Raw genomic sequence first — 15949 nt, 5'->3', positions numbered from 1 at the left:
TTGAGGTAATTTTTGCTAATAAGCTTTTGTCAGTCAGTTTGTCACCTTAAACCTTTGTCGGATTTGAGAGTTGGTCCGAGATGGCTCTATTTTTGAAGTTTCTTGTTTTTTATGTGGTTAAAACCCTCATGCTAATTGACTTTTTTGTGCCAAAAATCAAATTATGTTGATTAATGTGGCATGCAGTGGAGATAGTTATATTTGTTGTGAACCATTCTAAATAGCTTGGGTCTCAGCTGAAGACTTCAATATGGATTTCCTTAAAAAGGAGTTTGGTGTGAAAAAATATGGTTTTATTTTTTTGTTTGTATTTTTTGTGGCTTTAGACGTTGTCGCTGAAGAGTACAATTCGATCACCAATTTCGGCTACTCTGACTTGGATTTTGATGAGGGTGATAGGGATGAGTTTTTTGCAGAAACCACTTATTATTTTTCTGTAAAAAGCTCTCTGGGACCTTTTAACGAGTTTGAGTTTATTAATAAGGCTAGTAGTTTGTCGGCGGCCTATTTCCATAGTGCTAAAGGTTACGGTAATAGTGATGACTTTGCCTTGGGTGGAGAATTTTTTTCAAAAGCTGGATTTGTGTTTGGTGGTAACCTGACAACTTTTGGGCGAGATAACTTTAATACATTTTCACTGGGGTATTTGTTTACATCTAATTTCTTAATGAAGATTTACAATACTGATGGGGCTACATATGCAAAAGCTCGTTATAACTATCAATTGAATGATTCTGATTATGTCGGGTTTGATGTTTCTACTGATATTGTTTTTGATTGGCAGATTTTTTCTTCAAAGTACTTTTCTAAAATTGGTGGTGATAAATATGTGTCGCTTGAATTTAATTATTTGAATGATAATGAGTGGGATAATTATTGGCGAGCGGCTGCAAATTATTATTTTACTAAAAATTCTTCTTTAGGTGTCGATTATGATGAAAATAGTGATTATCGAGTAGGTTTCTCTCACTTTCTCAATAAAAATGTTGCGATAAAAGCCTCCTATACTACCATTTTAGAAAATACCTTCAGGTACACAAGCTTTGGCAGTGATGTCTTTAAAACTATTTGGAATACGGACAGAAACTTAGATAAGTTTGAATTGGGTGTCACTGTTCAATTTTAGTTTTAGGCTGCTGGAAGGGCTTATTGGAGTAAGCCTTTCCAGGCAGGTTTTAGTGTCATTGCAGTGGCGAGAAATTATATTCAGGGTGTTCAGTGTTACTTTCTTTGCTTTAATTCTGAATCTTTTGTTGTTGATGTGATTGCTATTTCGAATATTCAATAATTTTTGAAACCTAATTACCCTCAAATTCAAAGGTTGATGAGTGGTTAGAAGTAACGCCTTGATAGGCTTGTTGCTGCTCAAGTGACACTGCTTTGTAGCCGGCGATGATTGATATAATTTTATATCTGGCGTCAGTTATTTGATATTCTCCCTCCTTTAAATATTTAATAGAGTTGTTGTATGGATGCTCTTTGGTATAGGTGCCACCATAAACTTCATGGATATAGATAAAGTCGTCGGTGTAGTGAGAAAATAGTTTGTCGATATCTTCGATTGTCGATCCCTTCATCAGCATTTTGTTTTGTGGCTCATTGATAAGGGCAGCTTTTTTCTTCAAGTTTTCCTTTGTTAATTCCGGTATTTCAGTGGCAATTGCCCCTGATGCCAGTGTAAAAAATAATAATATTATTAGTGTTTTCATCGTAATTACTTATTTTGTAAAGCTCAATTCCGAGTTGTTTTTGATTTTCTTGGGTGATTGTAACCATTGATGATGTTGTTTGGTTCTATTCTTATTCTTGCTGTCTTATTTATTGTTCGGCTTATCGATTAGTTTCTAGGTGTTTACTTTTCATCTTAGATTAGAGCTTAAAAGTTAATGGATTACTGGTTGTTTATTGGTTTTGGCGCCAATACCCTAAATGGCCTCATCATATCGTAATCCTCATGGGAGAGTAGATGGCAGTGCCATACATAGAGTCCCTCGCGGTCAAAGCGCGCAATTACCCGGGTCACTTGGCCGGGAAGCGCGATGACTGTATCTTTGGGGCCACTTTCTTCTGGCTGTGGTGGAAGAGGTTTTCCCTGTAGAGATTCTATCTCCAGTCGTGCTCCCTGAAATACTTCACCTGTGTGCATAAATTTCTGTGGTTTGGGGATTAGCTTTCCTTTAAAAGGCTGGCGGTTCAGCACCTGAAATTCCACCAAGTGAATATGAATAGGGTGGGCCGATACGGTGGGGTTGTATATCTCCCAGATCTCAACGGCGTTGTGTTGGATTATTTCTGTAGTAGGGTCTTCAAAAAATAGGGAGCCCTCCTTTACTGGACCTAACATGAGTAGATTGCGGCCGTAGGGATCGTCCAACCGGTAGGTGGCAAGTTGTCGTGTATGGCTGGCTTGGTTAAGCCTATTAAGTGGGGCGCGTAAGGGAGTATTTAGGCTGAGTTTTAAATCTCCAATGGTATTTTGAATCTCTGATTTCTGTTTATTAGAAGGGCCGTTTATCGGTGTTGGAGCAATATGAAATTGTAGGATCTGGCCTGTAGTATTTGGATCGGTAGCTGGTGTGATGCCGCCGCGCCCATCGCTTAATACGCGTTTACCATCCGGGTTATAGACAAGTGGAATTGAACTCTTTGGATCATTAGCCTCTACAAATCCTTTAAAAGGGACATCCGGCCCAAAGTTCCGCAGTGTCAGTTCACGTCCTTCATAACCGCTGAAATCTACTAAAACATCTGCTCGCTCTGCAGGTGCCAATATCAACTCGTTCAATTTTACAGGGTAATCGAGAAATCCGCCGTCACCGCCGACTTGTACAAAGGGTGTATTTTCGTCGATCCTGAGTATCAGTGTGCGGGTATTGGATGCGTTGAGTAATCGCAATCGATAGACGTGTGGAGTGACACTGACTTTGGGCCAGGTCATACCGTTTACCAGAATAAAATTGCCAAAAAATTCGTCGAGATGGGATGGATTGGGCCAATTGGCCTTAACCACCTCATGGGAAACCGGTGATGGAGGCTGGTCCCTCCAGCCAGGAAAATACAGCTGCCCATCGGAGCTAAACAAGCTGTCTGTAATAGCGGCTACAAAAGTGCGCTCTTCTGCGGGGAGCAGCTTCTCCTGTATCAGATGGTCTTCATTGTCATCGCCAACCAGGTAAAAACCGAATAGACCTGCGTAAACATTAAGGCGCGTCATGCCCAGGGTGTGGTCGTGATACCAGATAGTGGCGGCATCCTGGGAGTTGTCGTATTCGTAAATCTTTTTCTCAAATAATGGTCCCGTCTCACGATAATTGCGGGTGTACCAAGCGAGGGGGTTGCCGTCACTTTTCCACTCTGTATGCCCGCCGTGAAGGTGGATAATCATAGGTACAGCTTTTGGATCTTTTACGTCGGCGAGGTGAATAGATCGATCCACAGGAAATAGATGCGGACCCGGTAGCTCATTGGCCCAGTGTACAAATACCGGTTGGCCTTCTCGGGCGCGAATAGTAGGGCCAGGAGAGTGGATGCGACCTGCATATTCAAAACCCCAGGCCTTTGTCATTAAACGTTTGCCTTTCTTATCCCGTAGCCCCATCCAAACTTCAGTGGGGCGGGCGGGTAGTTTAAGCGGGGCTGAGCCCTGAGGGTGGATTTCTACGGGTATTGGCAGTTCATTGACGAACTTATCCACAGTTGCTGGATCCAGCAGCCGCAGGGGAGTTGCTTTAGCTACATCTTCAGCAGCAGTCAGGGCAAGGGGAATTAACAACAGCAGGGAAAAGATTACCCGAAACATTGGCTGTTTTTAGCAGTAAGTATTTAACAGTCAAGTATAGGTAAACAAGCGGTTTCGGTGGCGTTAACTTGGGGGCAGGGAAGGGTGCAAAGGGCCCTTCCCTGATGCGACCCTTCACTAGATAAAGCGATTGATCGCCATTTTGGCATTGTCTTGATAGGTAGGATTGTCCAGGTCCGGGAAAAGCTTCCGCTGTTCACCAAGAGGTCCAGTCAATCCGCGTTCACTGCCGTAAAAAATACCTGTGCGGAAGGATCTTGTATCCAGTAGGGCATCGATATAGCGCTTGGCGCCTATTTCTACTTTGTGGACTTTGCCAAGTAGCAGCATAATCTGCATCATGCCCTTCATCATATATTGCTTGAATAACGACAGTGTATTGAAGCCCTCTGTGCCTATAGTAGCCCCGGGACTCATGGTTACGAAGCGGATATGGGGGAATTCCCGCGCCATGGAAGACATCCATAGGGCGCCCATATACTTTATCGGACCATAGGGTACCGTAGCGTCTTTGGTACTGGCATAGAGCTTTCCTTCACAGATCTGCATAAATTCCTCCACAGAGGCGCTTTTCAGGTCTGGTCGCTTCATACCCATCTCTTTTACGCCGCGAGCGGCCTCGGAGCCGGCATAGATAGCAGCCTGCGTTAATTTATTGGCTTTCAGTAACTCGTTAGTCAGTAGAGCATGCCCAAGCAGGTTGACGGCGAAAATTTGTGTGACTCCCTCAGGGGTCTTGTTGTAAAACTCTTTCCCCCCGGTACCGCCAGCATTCATAACCAGCGCATCAACTGGGGAGTCCAGGTTCTTAACTGCCTCTTTCACAGCTTGTTGATCCGCGACATCGATCAGCAATACTTCGAAGATATTCCTGCCTGTTTCCGACACCAGCTCGGCCTGGGCTTCCTTGGCTTTGTGCAGATTGCGGCAGCCGAGATAGATCTTGTTAATCTGCTGGTATTCCGCCAGTTGCTTGGCGCACTCCCTGCCTAAGCCTGCATTCGCTCCGGTAATCAAAACACTCTTAATCATCTTTCTGTCTCTGTGGATATTGGGAACTGGTGCCCGGATATGGATATACCCGGCTGTTGGAGAGAAAGATAAGCGGTTAAGCGCCTCGTCTTTTGACATTTCTTGCTGTCTTAGTGGGATACCAAGACCGCAAGAAATATCAAAAATAGGGCCTTACTGGCCAATATGATTAGGTCATCACTCCAAATACGGCAAACTAAGGTGACACTATGAATCAGGCGAGTTCTATAGAAAGAAAAATTTTCCAATTGTTAGTGGTAGCGCTAGCGGTGATCTGTTTTGTACCCGGTGGTATCAGTGCATTTGGAGGGCTGAATGGCAGTGCTGCTCTGAGTGGTGGTGCTATGATTTTTGGCCCGGATAGCCCCTTGAGAGGATTTGGGGATAATCAATATCGATTTGCCTTTGGTGTTTTCTTTGCCCAGGGGTTGGTTCTACTGTATTTCCTGAGCAATATCGAAAAACATAAAGCATTGTTTTACTTCGTGGCTTTATCCCTCTTCATTGGCGGTCTGGGCCGCTTAAGCAATATTCTGGAATTTGGATTGGTGGATGATCAGGTCTTACCGCCTACGATTATTGAGCTTGCGATAGTTCCACTTCTGGTTTTTTGGTATAGGCGAGTAGCCTCTCAAAGTTAGTCATTAGAAGCTCTTAGTTAAGCAACTAAAATTATTTACACTTAAGAGATTATTACTTTGTTACCAGTATTTTTACATATAGAGTCTTCACCAAACTTACAGGAATCGCAGGCTCTTCAGCAGTATATAGGTCTGGCACCGCAATTAATGCAACAGTATGGGGGGGTGCCTATTGCCTCTTATGATGTGGAAGAGGCCCTGGACGGGGGTCGGTCACCAAGGGCATTTGTTGTGGTATCTTTTTCGGATCGGGAGGCGATCTATGCATTCTTTAATGATCCAGCCTACCAGGCGATTATTCCTTTGAGGGACAAGGCATTTAGCCATTTACGCTTTTTTATCACTAGTGAGCGAATTTAATTTAAAGGCATACTAAACCGGGAAGGTATTGTTCGAAAATTTCACCGCCCCAACGTAGACTGGCAGTAAAGGAGCCTCTCATGCAGCGATTTTTTAAAAGTATTAACTTCGTAGAGCAGCATCTATATGACAAAATTTCTGTTCACGAAATTGCCGCTGCCTCTCATTACTCCACCTACCACTTCAGCCGTATTTTTAAGGCATTAGTGGGGGACTCACCGAAAGAGTATTTGCGTAAGCGCCGATTGACCGTCGCCGCAAAGAGGTTGTTGAGTGAAGATATTGGTATTCTTGAGCTTGCCATGGAGTGCCAATTTGACTCCCAAGAAGCGTTTACTCGCGCGTTTAAAGCTTTATTTAACGTAACCCCGGCACAGTATCGAAAGCAGCAGGATCCTTTTCGGTTGTTGTATAAGGATCAATTTAGCCCTCATATGCTGCACCTCTTGCAAAATGAGTTGTCCATGGAGCCACAAATTATTTCGCGGCCAGCGATGCAATTGGTGGGGGTAGCGCAGGAATACGACCATGAAAATCTCAGCTTGCCAAAGCTCTGGTCTGCATTTCGGCCCTACAGGGATAAAATCCCCAATCGTATCAGCGATGAATCTTTTGGTATCTATGAATGTTATGAGGAAGCGGGTGATGAAATTCAGTTTAAGTATGTCTGCTGTGCGCCGGTTGCCGACCTGACTCAGGTACCCGAGGGAATGGTGGCGCGGGAACTACCGGAGCAGCTATATGCAAAATTTGTTCACCGCGGATCTATTACCACCCTGGAACAGACATTGAAGTATATTTGGGGAAGCTGGTTGCCAAAGTCCAATTACGACTATATTGAGAGGCCAGACTTTGAGCTGTACCCACCCAGATATCAGGTTACCAGCCCGACAGCGGAAATGTTTCTCCATATCCCGGTCAAAGAAAGGTCGTAATCGCTTGGCAATAGCGTAGTTTTTTCGCTACTCAATCTTTTCGGTTGCTTGGCTGGCGTTGTATCGGTAATGCCCGGTAATTTTAAAGGAAAACAGCATGTCTTCCAGCACGGGTCCAGCCCCGATATTGTGTGCGACCAAGTACCGGTTGGTCTTTAGAGAGCGTTTCGCAGTCACAATACCGATATGTGGTAAATTACCGGGCAGCATCCAGGTAACGATGTCCCCTGGTAGATAATCCTCTGCCTTGTTACTTATTGAGAGTGATTGCCCTTTGCGAGTAAAAAAAGCCTGTAGATTGGGTACTCGCCGGTGATCAATATTTTTATCTGGCCTGGAAAGTCCCCAAATGCGTTTAGATGGGTAGGCTTGAAAATGACCCGATATATCCTCGTGAACTTCTTTTTGCAAATCGATCCCCAGCTTCCTATATGATCGAATCACTACGTCGGTACAAACACCGGTATCAGCCGGCACATCTCCATTTGGATAGGGAATAGACACATAAGCAGGATCGTAGCGTACCTTATGATAGGTTCGCTCCAGAGCAGCTTCGGCCAAAGTCATATTTTGTGCATAGCTACTGGATGAAATAATACCAATAAAGAATATCAACCTTTTCACCTTATTATCCTTCTATTTTTTTCTTGCTCTGTGGATTCACTTTGCTAAAAAGAATATAGATAAAAATCTCTTCCATACTATCTATTGTGCATTGGTCAGAGGATGTGCATTCAATGATGTCTAGATTGAATTCTTTATTGGTCTAAATCGACCAGTTCGTTTAGTTGCTCCCAGATATACCAATAAGTTGGTACTTTACTTCCATCGGGAGCATGCCAAATACTTTCCTGTACTTGTCTCCCGCCCAGTTTTTGGTAGAAGGATTGCGCTTTAATATTATCCTGGTTGACTAAAAGGCACATGCCTCTATGTGGAGCCTGTTGATAAGCCCTGCGCGCGCCCTCTATAAAGAGCGCTTTGCCAACTCCCATTGAGTGGTAGCCTTCGCGTACATGTAAGTTGTCCAGGTGTGTACCCCAGTCAGGGTGATTATCCATGTATAGACAGATAAAGCCGGCGATATTGCCCTCTACTTCAGCTAAAAACACCTGCTGATTGGATTTAGGGTGCTCAAAGCGATCTTTCCAGAGTCGCATCCTTTCCATTGGAATCCTATCTTCAAGGTACTGTTTGCTAAGCACGCTACGATAATTTTCCTGCCAGCTGACACTATGTATGTTAGCGATGGTGGGCACATCATGCTTTGAGGCTTTACGTATTTTCATAGTGATTATCTACTTCTTGATAAGTAAGGATAGTAATGGCGATTAATTGATGAAATTGTTCAGTTATTTTGGAACGGTTTTCTCATAGTTTTTTATGTAATAAATTCCACGTTTGTATCAAATTCTTTCTGCAGATGTGCACGAAAAGAGGTTATTTTGCTGGAGGGAAAGGTAAATTCTGGAATTTCTCCCGGAGATATCTGATTGTAAGGGAGAGAAAAGTAGCCGCGATCCTTAACCGAGTCGACAGCAACTTTCCTTATCTCTGATCTCTTAATTGAATGATCACCAATGAAGATAAACTCTCCATCAAACCTTACATAGGAAACTGGATCTTCTATTATTGGTTGCTGAAATTTTTTTCGGTTGTAATTTATGGCAATGAGAGCCGTTATAAAAGGAAACAATCTCCAAATGAGATGATCCTCGGGTAAGTGAATTGCCATTAAAAAGATTAAAAGAAAGATGCTAGAGATTTGTAACGCCCTTAATAAAAATTGTTTGTTGCTCATTCCCTGTACTCTATATTTTTCTTTATTTACTCATTTCTTGGCTATGATGCCAAAAGAACTTATCTCAAGCTAACGCTGTATTTATCCCAGTACCATTTAAAGAATGGTAATTCAATTAGTAAAAAGCTGATTAGAGAAAATCCAAACCAGTTAGCAGTAAATAGCAGCATATTGAACTTGTATCCAGAATCCCAAAAGAGAGCGCCGGCGATCAGTAGTGCGATACCGGTTGCTAAGAGGTCATTAATTATGATCTTGTTAAGGTCAGCGCCTGCATGCCTTGGGTAGATATAGAGATAGGCGGCGCAGATGATTATAGCGTTAACGGTTAGTAACGTTACCTCGGGTTTCAAAATTAGATCTCTCTGATTGGTACAACTTTGAATACCATTATACGGCAGGACTGCGCCAAAGTACTCTAAATATTGGGGTTATAGAGGGTTAGTTAGCTATTGGAATCTGTGGGAGTTATTGCACTTATAAAAGGGGAGAATATTTTTAGCTTTTAATTTTTTATAGCGAACACTCGTGCCGTATTATCATTAACTCACAGGCTCAGGGGTTATTTTATATCAAGCCTGGCAATCCGTTATGTCTGGTTGTTTAACGTGGCCCCTGCTAAAGGGAATCGCCCATTGGGGCTATGGAATAGGCAAAGAGGTTCAGCCCTGTTACTGCTGTCGCACTAATAACTTCATAATCTGCTACCATCAGCGCAAATCCTGTTGTTAGATCGATTCTTATGAAACTCTTGCGTTGGCTTCTGTTAATCCTACTGGCTTTACTGGTAATTTCAGCCCTGGCGGCGCCAGGATTCATTGGTCCCAAGGTGGAGGAGGTCTGGAAGCAGCAGCTGAGCAGGATGCAGGGGGGAAGCACTACCGGCTATCAACGCGGTTGGTTTGGAGCTGAAACCAATACTGAGGTGGCGCTACAGAATGGCACCACTGAGCTGCACACTGAAATTCATCATGGTCCATTGCTGTTAACTTCTGGTGGGCCCCGTTTGGGGGTTATCTATAGCGAAACCCGCCTAGATCTAGAGCAATTAAACCCGCAGCTACGCGCTCAGCTTGAGGGAATCTATGGCCGCTTGCAGAACAGCCCCCTGGTTTTGGAAACCCTGGTTTTAGCGGATAACCGGGTACTCAATACCCTGCGCCTGGAACCCTTTAAAAGTTCAGGTGATTTTGGCCAGCTGGCATTTACAGGTGGTGAGATTGCAGTGTCGACAGATTATAGCGGCGCGGTGTTGGATGGGGTAATCGATCTGGGTAGCCTGACCCAGATGCGCGATGGCGTGGAAGTATTATTTACCGAACCGCTTAAAGGAGAGTTTCAGTTAGAGCCCCGCCGTGGCGGTAAGGCACAGCTATATCTGTCACTGTTGCGTGCCGAGCGTGATTCGGGGCCGGCGGAACTGCGGGATATTAGCCTGGAACTGGATATAGAAATGCTCGCGGCGCAGACCCTCAAAGTGGTGAGTGATCTGCAGCTACCCAGTGTGCAGTCTGCCACTCCTATTACTTCTGTGCGCCAACAGATGACCCTGCCTAAGATTAAGGCTGCCGATCTGGGCCACTATTTACGTGTACTACTGCCGGTGGCGGAGCGCAATTGGGCGAGTGATATGCGTCCACCCCTGCGCCTGCAACAACAGCTGGTAGTGGAATCTCGCAATGGTCCGGTTCTGGTGGATGCGGATATTGACTGGAAAGGAATGAAGCGACCTCCGCGCCATCGCAACGGCAGCGCTTTAAATCAATGGCTGAATCCTCTGGTGGGCAGCATGACCCTGAGCGCGGCAGAATCGGCGTTGCTGCAGTCGCCGCTGGTAGGCCAGGCAATGATGTTGCGACAATACGGTTTGCTGATTGAGCAAAACGATGAACTGCAGATGCACCTGGAGGTGAATCGCGGGCGCCTGGAAGTGAATGGCCAGCAGTTGCCACCAGATTTGTTCCTAATGGCACTGACCGGACAATTTTAAAATCTGATTGGCTTAACGGTTAGATTGGAGAAAGGAGTGATGTGATCGTTCCTTTCTCTTTCCGGTAAATCCATTTTTTAACAAGACGGTATCTTGGGTACTCATTGCGTCCTAATTTATATCGACCGGACAATGCAAAAATCCTCTTGCTGTTAGATTAAAGGGGTACTGAGCCAGCTAATATCATAGTGAGGTGGCAGCACATCGTCCGGCAGGTTTTTTCTTTCCTTTGGGGGCAACCTTAGAAACTCTCCTTGTATTCCTAAAGCTTCACACCCCACCTCCCAGTTAGCGCACCAGATGCCAGTAGCCACTGCGGCATAGTATCTAGAAGATGTTGTCGCATAAAAATCAAGGCGCACTTGAGAGCCTTTCTTGTGGGCAATACAGCGTGTGGTTTGACCGTTATAGGAAGACGGTGCCCACTGGCAACTTTCAAAACATCGATTAAACGCCTCCCAGGGCGATTTATCTATTTTTAATGCTTCTTTCATGGCGTTATCTACGAAAAACAGGTCGGACAGCGGCAGACGCTTATGAAACTGATTGTTAAAAAAACGGATAAACAATGGTGCGTACCAGCTTTCGTAACCCACAGCGCAGAGACAAATAATAGAATCCTTTTTCTTATCAAAGCGCTCGCGGAGGTGGGTTTTGACACTGCGGTGATCTGCTCCGGGACCAATCCAGCAAGTCCCTAAACCCATTCGCGTAGCGTCTAAAACAATCTTTTGCAGGGTTCTGCCGATATCAAGAATGGCCGTTCGATTGTATTCCGCTGGGGCTATTGCAACGAGGAAATATCTGGCATTGACCACCGGCCAAACAGTGATGGGTGCTTTGACCCACTCCAGACGTATCGGTGCATTGCCGAGACGTGGTTGCTGTAGGTGAATTGCAATACGAGCTTTTAGTGCTTGCTCATGGATGGGGATTAAGGGACGGGTTTGATAGGCGCGGCACGATCTACGGTCACGTATCAGCGCGAAAATATCTTCTCGGCTGCGGGCTTTGGGTAGCGGTTCCGGCAAACGGATACAAAAACGGCAAGTCACAATATCAAAAAGAATAATGGCCGTTAGTATCAAGGGTAGCCAGATCAATATATTGGCCAGTCCAGTTAAACCTACTAGATATATGAGTCCCACCAACAGGAAGAGGCTCAGAGTGATTGGGACAGGCATTAGGTACTGCAGCCAACCAGTAAATTGAAGTTGCAACTTTATACCCAAAAGACGAATAAACAGGCGGCGAAGCCAAAGGGGATGCACTTTGTCGACCATGGCCCGCTCGTTGGGTCCAAAGCTGGCGTAAATGACTTTTGACTTGCGGGTTCTAGCCGTGGTTTCAGGGTCGCTCATCGGCATCTCCTGTAATGCAAATGACCACTTGCATTATGCGCCTGTTTATATCGAAAAGGAGATTCTATGCAGTGCACCATCGATGAAGCCAAGCTGTTTAAAGTAGTTATCAGCGAATGGATGGCTCATGGTTATGGGTGCTGTACAACTAGGGACATGGCCAGTATCGCAGGTGTTAATAAGGCGATGCTGTTCCGGCGGCTTTGGCGGTAAAACTGGTTTATTCACACGGACGATAGATCATCAGCTGGCTGATACCCCGTTGGAGTTATTCTGTATTTCGGGAGATCTGAATAACGATCTACGGGTTCTAGCAGAAGAGTATATGGACACTTATCGATTGTATGGGGGCGTGGTGTATCGTGCAGTGTAGGAGTTGCCCTGGTATCTGGTAGTGCCTCGATTTAATTTGATTGGCCATATATCAGGCTTTTTATAGGGGCGAGGGTGTAGGCGAGCAGAGTGGGGGACTCTGCCCGCCAACGGTTATCCGGTATTGCGCATGCCTGCGGCGATACCGGCGATCGTTACCATTAGGGCACTCTCCAACACAGCGTCATTCTCCCGCTCGCGCAGACGCGCCATTAATTCGGCCTGAAGCAAATGCAGTGGATCGGTATAGGGATCGCGCACGCGGATGGACCAACGCATCACTGGGTTATTGTCCAACAGACTTTCGCGACCGGTGAGTTGCTGCAAAGCACTCACTGTATGAGCCAGGCGTTCGCGCAGGCTTTCCCCCAGCTCTATCAGCTCCTTGTTGTCTGTAAGGCGTTCCTCATACCAGGAGGCGACACGGGTATCGGATTTCGCCAAAACCATCTCCAGCATATCCACCACGCCCTGGAAGAAGGGCCACTCACGACTCATTTCTCCCAGGGTGTCGGCTTCGTCTGCCTGTTTTAGGGCTTGTTCGAGTGCGGTGCCGGTGCCGAGCCAGGCGGGTAGCATCAGGCGCATCTGGGTCCAGGCGAACACCCAGGGAATGGCGCGTAGTGTTTCTACGCCGCCACCGGGCTTGCGCTTCGCCGGTCGACTACCGAGAGCCAGACGGCGGAGTTCCGTCTCCGGGGTGACGGTGCGCAGGTAGGCCACCAGAGCCGGGTCGTCACGCACCACTTCGCGGTAACTCTGCACCGAGACTTCCGTGAGGCGTTCCATCTGATTGCGCCACTCGGGGCGAGGCTGGGCCGGTGGCATCAGGGTAGCCTCCAGTGTGGCGGCCACATACTGCTCCAAATTGTAGGCGGCAACGGAGGGGCGGCCGTATTTGAAGCGGATCATCTCTCCCTGCTCGGTAACGCGGATACGCCCAGCCACCGAGCCTGGTGGCTGCGACAACAGTGCCATGCGCGTTGGAGAGCCGCCGCGGGAAATAGAGCCGCCACGGCCGTGGAACAGGGTTAGGGGAATGCCGTGATTGCGGAAAATTTGGGTGAGCGCCTCCTGAGTACTGAACTGTGCCCAGGCCGCGCCGAGGAAGCCGGCATCCTTGGCCGAGTCTGAGTAGCCGATCATTACCTCCTGGCCCTCCAGCACGCGCTGTTTGTACTGGGGAATATTGAGCAGGGTACTCATGGTGTCGGCAGCATTATTGAGGTCGTCCAAGGTTTCAAACAATGGCACCACGCGCATAGGTTGGTTTACCCCGGCAATTTTCTGCAGCAACATGACCGCCAACACATCGGAGGGCTTTTTCGCCATGGAAATCACATAGGCACCAAACCCCTCGTGGCCCTGCTCAGCAACCACCTTGCAGGTTTCTAATACCTCGCGCACATCCCCATCGCAGAAATCCGTATGGTAGAAATCCTCATCGATTAATGGCCGGCGGTTATCCAGCTCCGCCAGGAGGAAGTCCAGTTTGCTCTGCTCATCCCAGGTGGCGTAATTCCCCAGCCCCAGATAGCGTGTGATAGCGTCGATGGCATCCATATGGCGGGTGGATTCCTGACGAATATCCAGGCGCAACAGGGTGATACCGAAGCAATTGAGCCGGCGCAGGGTGTCTTTGAGCTGGCCATCGGCGATCGCCGAGAGCCCCACCGCGCGCAGAGAGCGGTCGATCAGGTTCAGCTCAGTGAGCAGTTGTTGACCGCTGTGAAATACTGCACCCGCTGGTTCCTGCTGTTCGTTAATGCGGGCCTCCAGTTGCGCGCGAGTATTGCGCAAGCGGTAGCGCACCCGGCGGAGTATGAGCCGGTAGGGCTCATGGCTTGGGCCTGTTTGTGCCAGTAATTCTTCGCTGGCCTTGTGCATGGATAGATCGGCCAGCAGGTTTTCCACATCGCGCAAGAGAAGGTCGGCAGCCATCCAGCGCGCCAGCAGTAATACCTTGCGGGTTACCGCTGCGGTGACATTGGGGTTGCCGTCGCGGTCGCCACCCATCCAGGAGGCGAAGCGTATGGGTACCCAGTTATCCGGCAGTGGCGGTAATCCCGCTAGGGTTAGTTCCTCCTCGATGGCGCGCATAGTCTGGGGTACTGCCTGCCATAGGGACTGTTCAATGGTGGCGAAGCCCCACTTGGCTTCGTCTACCGGCGTGGGCCTCTCACGGCGGATTTCATCGGTGCTCCAGGCAGAGAGTATTTGCTCGTGCAGATGACGTCGCAGCTCGCGGCTCTCTTCCTGGGTAAGGTCTGGTCGGTCCAATGCGGCGAGGAGATCGGCGACGTGGTCGTACTTGCGGATCAGGGTGCGACGGGTGACCTCGGTGGGATGGGCGGTGAGGACCAGCTCCACGGAGAGATCCCTGAGTGCGGTGTGTATATCGTCGGTTGAGCGATTGATGTTCTTTAGCTCTGCCAATACCTGGCGCAGGCCGCGGTCTGTATCTGGGTCGCCAGAAAAACGCTGATGCTGCCGGTGCAGGCGTTCGCGATGGCGTTGCTCGGCGATATTGGCGAGATTCAAAAACTGGCTAAAGGCGCGCGCCACTTCCAACAATGTATCGTCGTCGAGAGGGTCCAGCAGCTGGTGTAAGCGATCCACCTGCATCTCTCCGCTACTGCGGCTTTCCACTGCGGCCTGGCGGATGGTTTCCACAGTATTAAATAGCGAATCACCGGCTTGCTCGCGCAATACCGAACCGAGCTCCTCGCCGAGTAGGCGGACGTCCTCCCGCAACGGGGTGTTTTGATCCTGACTCACAAGCCTTTATCTCCCTAACGATATCCGGTGAAAGTACCGGGCTTTATCTTCGCATAATTTTTTCGTAAGGAGGCTGTGCTGCCAAAATAAAAGATTTTTTCAGTAAGAAATTTACTTAAATAATGATAAATAAAGGAAAAGTCTTACGATAAAGGTTGGTTTTTAGAAAATTTATAATCCAGCAGGTATAAATATCATGCCAGGTATTTTATCGGCTATTAGAGAGAGCTTTCGACCAGATTTTTTTAGGCGGGAGGTCATCAGGAGGGGAATTAAATTGGAAAAAGCGAAGAGTAAATTGGTTAGGAAGGCGTAAAATTTATGGGATTTTTAAATATCCCCTATTTGCGCAGGGCAGAAGCGCCCGCGCGAGATTTTCACGCGGGCCGGGTTTTAGTAGTAGTCATAGGCGGGGCGGCGATCGACTAGGCGCAGCCAGCCGCGAATAACCCGGTAAATAACCCAAATCCAGTTTACGGCGAGAATCACATAGCCGAGACCGAAAACCCAAAAGGTCAAAGAACCAACCACAGTCCACAGCAACCAGAACCAGAAAGTGCGAATCTGCCAGCGGAAATGGGACTCCGCCAGGGTGCCGCGTACATCGCTGCGCTTGAAATAGTTAATCAGTACGCCAACAAAAAACGGAACCGCGGTAAATAGGCTGATGGCCTGGATCAGGTAGACCATGATGGCCAGATCTCGACCACTCTGTTCGCGGGCCTCCTGGGAGCGTGTGGGGTACTGCTCTGACATAACTTTATTCTCTTGTGGACTCTGAAAAATATAGTGTGGTCCCCAATGCGCAATTCAACTTGACTGCGTTGGAATGGTATTTTTACACGACAGTCGGTGAAGAGCCCAGGGTGTCGTAACGTCC

15 protein-coding genes are annotated in these 15949 nt (G+C 47.4%); 6 read left to right on the top strand and 9 right to left on the bottom strand.

The annotated features are described in order from the left end of the window. Nucleotides 1-277 precede the first annotated feature (277 nt). Nucleotides 278-1126, top strand: a complete 849-nt coding sequence (locus tag ACJJIC_RS01210; RefSeq protein ID WP_444908567.1) for a putative porin — start codon at nucleotides 278-280, stop codon at nucleotides 1124-1126. Nucleotides 1127-1298: 172 nt separating this feature from the next. Here the strand turns inward: ACJJIC_RS01210 and ACJJIC_RS01205 are convergent, their stop codons facing one another. From ACJJIC_RS01205 to ACJJIC_RS01195, 3 genes are all read right to left on the bottom strand, one after another. After that, entirely contained in the window at nucleotides 1299-1709 is a 411-nt protein-coding gene (locus tag ACJJIC_RS01205; RefSeq protein WP_444908568.1) for a hypothetical protein, read from the bottom strand. Between the two features lie 182 nt (nucleotides 1710-1891). After that, nucleotides 1892-3799: a multicopper oxidase family protein gene (locus ACJJIC_RS01200; RefSeq protein WP_444908569.1), complete on the bottom strand. Its 1908-nt coding sequence runs from the start codon at nucleotides 3797-3799 to the stop codon at nucleotides 1892-1894. 117 nt (nucleotides 3800-3916) lie between these two features. Then, entirely contained in the window at nucleotides 3917-4831 is a 915-nt protein-coding gene (locus ACJJIC_RS01195) for an SDR family NAD(P)-dependent oxidoreductase (protein ID WP_444908570.1), read from the bottom strand. A 209-nt stretch (nucleotides 4832-5040) separates the two neighbouring features. On the opposite strand from ACJJIC_RS01195, the gene ACJJIC_RS01190 reads away from it, so the two are divergent. From ACJJIC_RS01190 to ACJJIC_RS01180, 3 genes are all read left to right on the top strand, one after another. After that, on the top strand, nucleotides 5041-5472 hold the full coding sequence (locus ACJJIC_RS01190) for a DUF4345 domain-containing protein (RefSeq protein WP_444908571.1): 432 nt from the start codon (nucleotides 5041-5043) through the stop codon (nucleotides 5470-5472). A 57-nt stretch (nucleotides 5473-5529) separates the two neighbouring features. Continuing rightward, nucleotides 5530-5832: a DUF1330 domain-containing protein gene (locus tag ACJJIC_RS01185; RefSeq protein ID WP_444908572.1), complete on the top strand. Its 303-nt coding sequence runs from the start codon at nucleotides 5530-5532 to the stop codon at nucleotides 5830-5832. Between the two features lie 80 nt (nucleotides 5833-5912). Continuing rightward, complete coding sequence (locus ACJJIC_RS01180; protein WP_444908573.1) at nucleotides 5913-6767, top strand: AraC family transcriptional regulator; 855 nt, start codon at nucleotides 5913-5915, stop codon at nucleotides 6765-6767. Nucleotides 6768-6794: 27 nt separating this feature from the next. On the opposite strand, the gene ACJJIC_RS01175 is transcribed toward ACJJIC_RS01180, so the two are convergent. The 3 genes from ACJJIC_RS01175 to ACJJIC_RS01165 all read right to left on the bottom strand — a co-directional run bounded on the left by ACJJIC_RS01175 (nucleotide 6795) and on the right by ACJJIC_RS01165 (nucleotide 8568). Continuing rightward, nucleotides 6795-7391 carry a DUF1287 domain-containing protein gene (locus tag ACJJIC_RS01175; RefSeq protein WP_444908574.1) on the bottom strand — a complete coding sequence of 199 codons (597 nt, stop codon included), beginning with the start codon at nucleotides 7389-7391 and terminating at the stop codon, nucleotides 6795-6797. Between the two features lie 134 nt (nucleotides 7392-7525). Next, on the bottom strand, nucleotides 7526-8056 hold the full coding sequence (locus tag ACJJIC_RS01170; protein WP_444908575.1) for a GNAT family N-acetyltransferase: 531 nt from the start codon (nucleotides 8054-8056) through the stop codon (nucleotides 7526-7528). Between the two features lie 92 nt (nucleotides 8057-8148). Beyond that, nucleotides 8149-8568, bottom strand: coding sequence for a hypothetical protein (locus ACJJIC_RS01165; protein ID WP_444908576.1), 420 nt, complete (start codon nucleotides 8566-8568; stop codon nucleotides 8149-8151). Nucleotides 8569-9310: 742 nt separating this feature from the next. Between ACJJIC_RS01165 and ACJJIC_RS01160 the strand changes: the two genes are divergently transcribed. Then, nucleotides 9311-10558 carry a DUF945 family protein gene (locus ACJJIC_RS01160; RefSeq protein ID WP_444883589.1) on the top strand — a complete coding sequence of 416 codons (1248 nt, stop codon included), beginning with the start codon at nucleotides 9311-9313 and terminating at the stop codon, nucleotides 10556-10558. A 152-nt stretch (nucleotides 10559-10710) separates the two neighbouring features. On the opposite strand, the gene ACJJIC_RS01155 is transcribed toward ACJJIC_RS01160, so the two are convergent. After that, on the bottom strand, nucleotides 10711-11919 hold the full coding sequence (locus tag ACJJIC_RS01155) for a nitroreductase family protein (RefSeq protein ID WP_445357816.1): 1209 nt from the start codon (nucleotides 11917-11919) through the stop codon (nucleotides 10711-10713). 66 nt (nucleotides 11920-11985) lie between these two features. Between ACJJIC_RS01155 and ACJJIC_RS01150 the strand changes: the two genes are divergently transcribed. Next, nucleotides 11986-12132, top strand: coding sequence for a hypothetical protein (locus tag ACJJIC_RS01150; RefSeq protein ID WP_444883591.1), 147 nt, complete (start codon nucleotides 11986-11988; stop codon nucleotides 12130-12132). 273 nt (nucleotides 12133-12405) lie between these two features. Here the strand turns inward: ACJJIC_RS01150 and ppc are convergent, their stop codons facing one another. Beyond that, the gene (gene ppc, locus ACJJIC_RS01145) at nucleotides 12406-15069 is read right to left on the bottom strand and encodes a phosphoenolpyruvate carboxylase (protein ID WP_444908578.1); all 2664 of its coding nucleotides are present in this window, start codon (nucleotides 15067-15069) and stop codon (nucleotides 12406-12408) included. Nucleotides 15070-15462: 393 nt separating this feature from the next. Beyond that, nucleotides 15463-15825 (bottom strand): DUF4870 family protein, encoded by a 363-nt coding sequence (locus ACJJIC_RS01140; RefSeq protein WP_252084301.1) that lies wholly within the window; start codon nucleotides 15823-15825, stop codon nucleotides 15463-15465. Nucleotides 15826-15949 lie beyond the last annotated feature (124 nt).

The sequence above is a fragment of the Microbulbifer mixtoriginis (SeqCode) genome (assembly GCF_052468275.1).
Note: the sequence above shows the minus strand (reverse complement) of the source record. Positions and strands in the feature narration are given on the sequence as shown.

Coding starts and splice junctions, on each gene's coding strand:
- ACJJIC_RS01180 (WP_444908573.1), top strand. CDS start 5,913: ATGCAGCGATTTTTTAAAAGTATTAACTTCGTAGAGCAGCATCTATAT.
- ACJJIC_RS01150 (WP_444883591.1), top strand. CDS start 11,986: ATGCAGTGCACCATCGATGAAGCCAAGCTGTTTAAAGTAGTTATCAGC.
- ACJJIC_RS01140 (WP_252084301.1), bottom strand. CDS start 15,825: ATGTCAGAGCAGTACCCCACACGCTCCCAGGAGGCCCGCGAACAGAGT.
- ACJJIC_RS01165 (WP_444908576.1), bottom strand. CDS start 8,568: ATGAGCAACAAACAATTTTTATTAAGGGCGTTACAAATCTCTAGCATC.
- ACJJIC_RS01200 (WP_444908569.1), bottom strand. CDS start 3,799: ATGTTTCGGGTAATCTTTTCCCTGCTGTTGTTAATTCCCCTTGCCCTG.
- ACJJIC_RS01190 (WP_444908571.1), top strand. CDS start 5,041: ATGAATCAGGCGAGTTCTATAGAAAGAAAAATTTTCCAATTGTTAGTG.
- ACJJIC_RS01205 (WP_444908568.1), bottom strand. CDS start 1,709: ATGAAAACACTAATAATATTATTATTTTTTACACTGGCATCAGGGGCA.
- ACJJIC_RS01160 (WP_444883589.1), top strand. CDS start 9,311: ATGAAACTCTTGCGTTGGCTTCTGTTAATCCTACTGGCTTTACTGGTA.
- ACJJIC_RS01155 (WP_445357816.1), bottom strand. CDS start 11,919: ATGAGCGACCCTGAAACCACGGCTAGAACCCGCAAGTCAAAAGTCATT.
- ACJJIC_RS01195 (WP_444908570.1), bottom strand. CDS start 4,831: ATGATTAAGAGTGTTTTGATTACCGGAGCGAATGCAGGCTTAGGCAGG.
- ACJJIC_RS01170 (WP_444908575.1), bottom strand. CDS start 8,056: ATGAAAATACGTAAAGCCTCAAAGCATGATGTGCCCACCATCGCTAAC.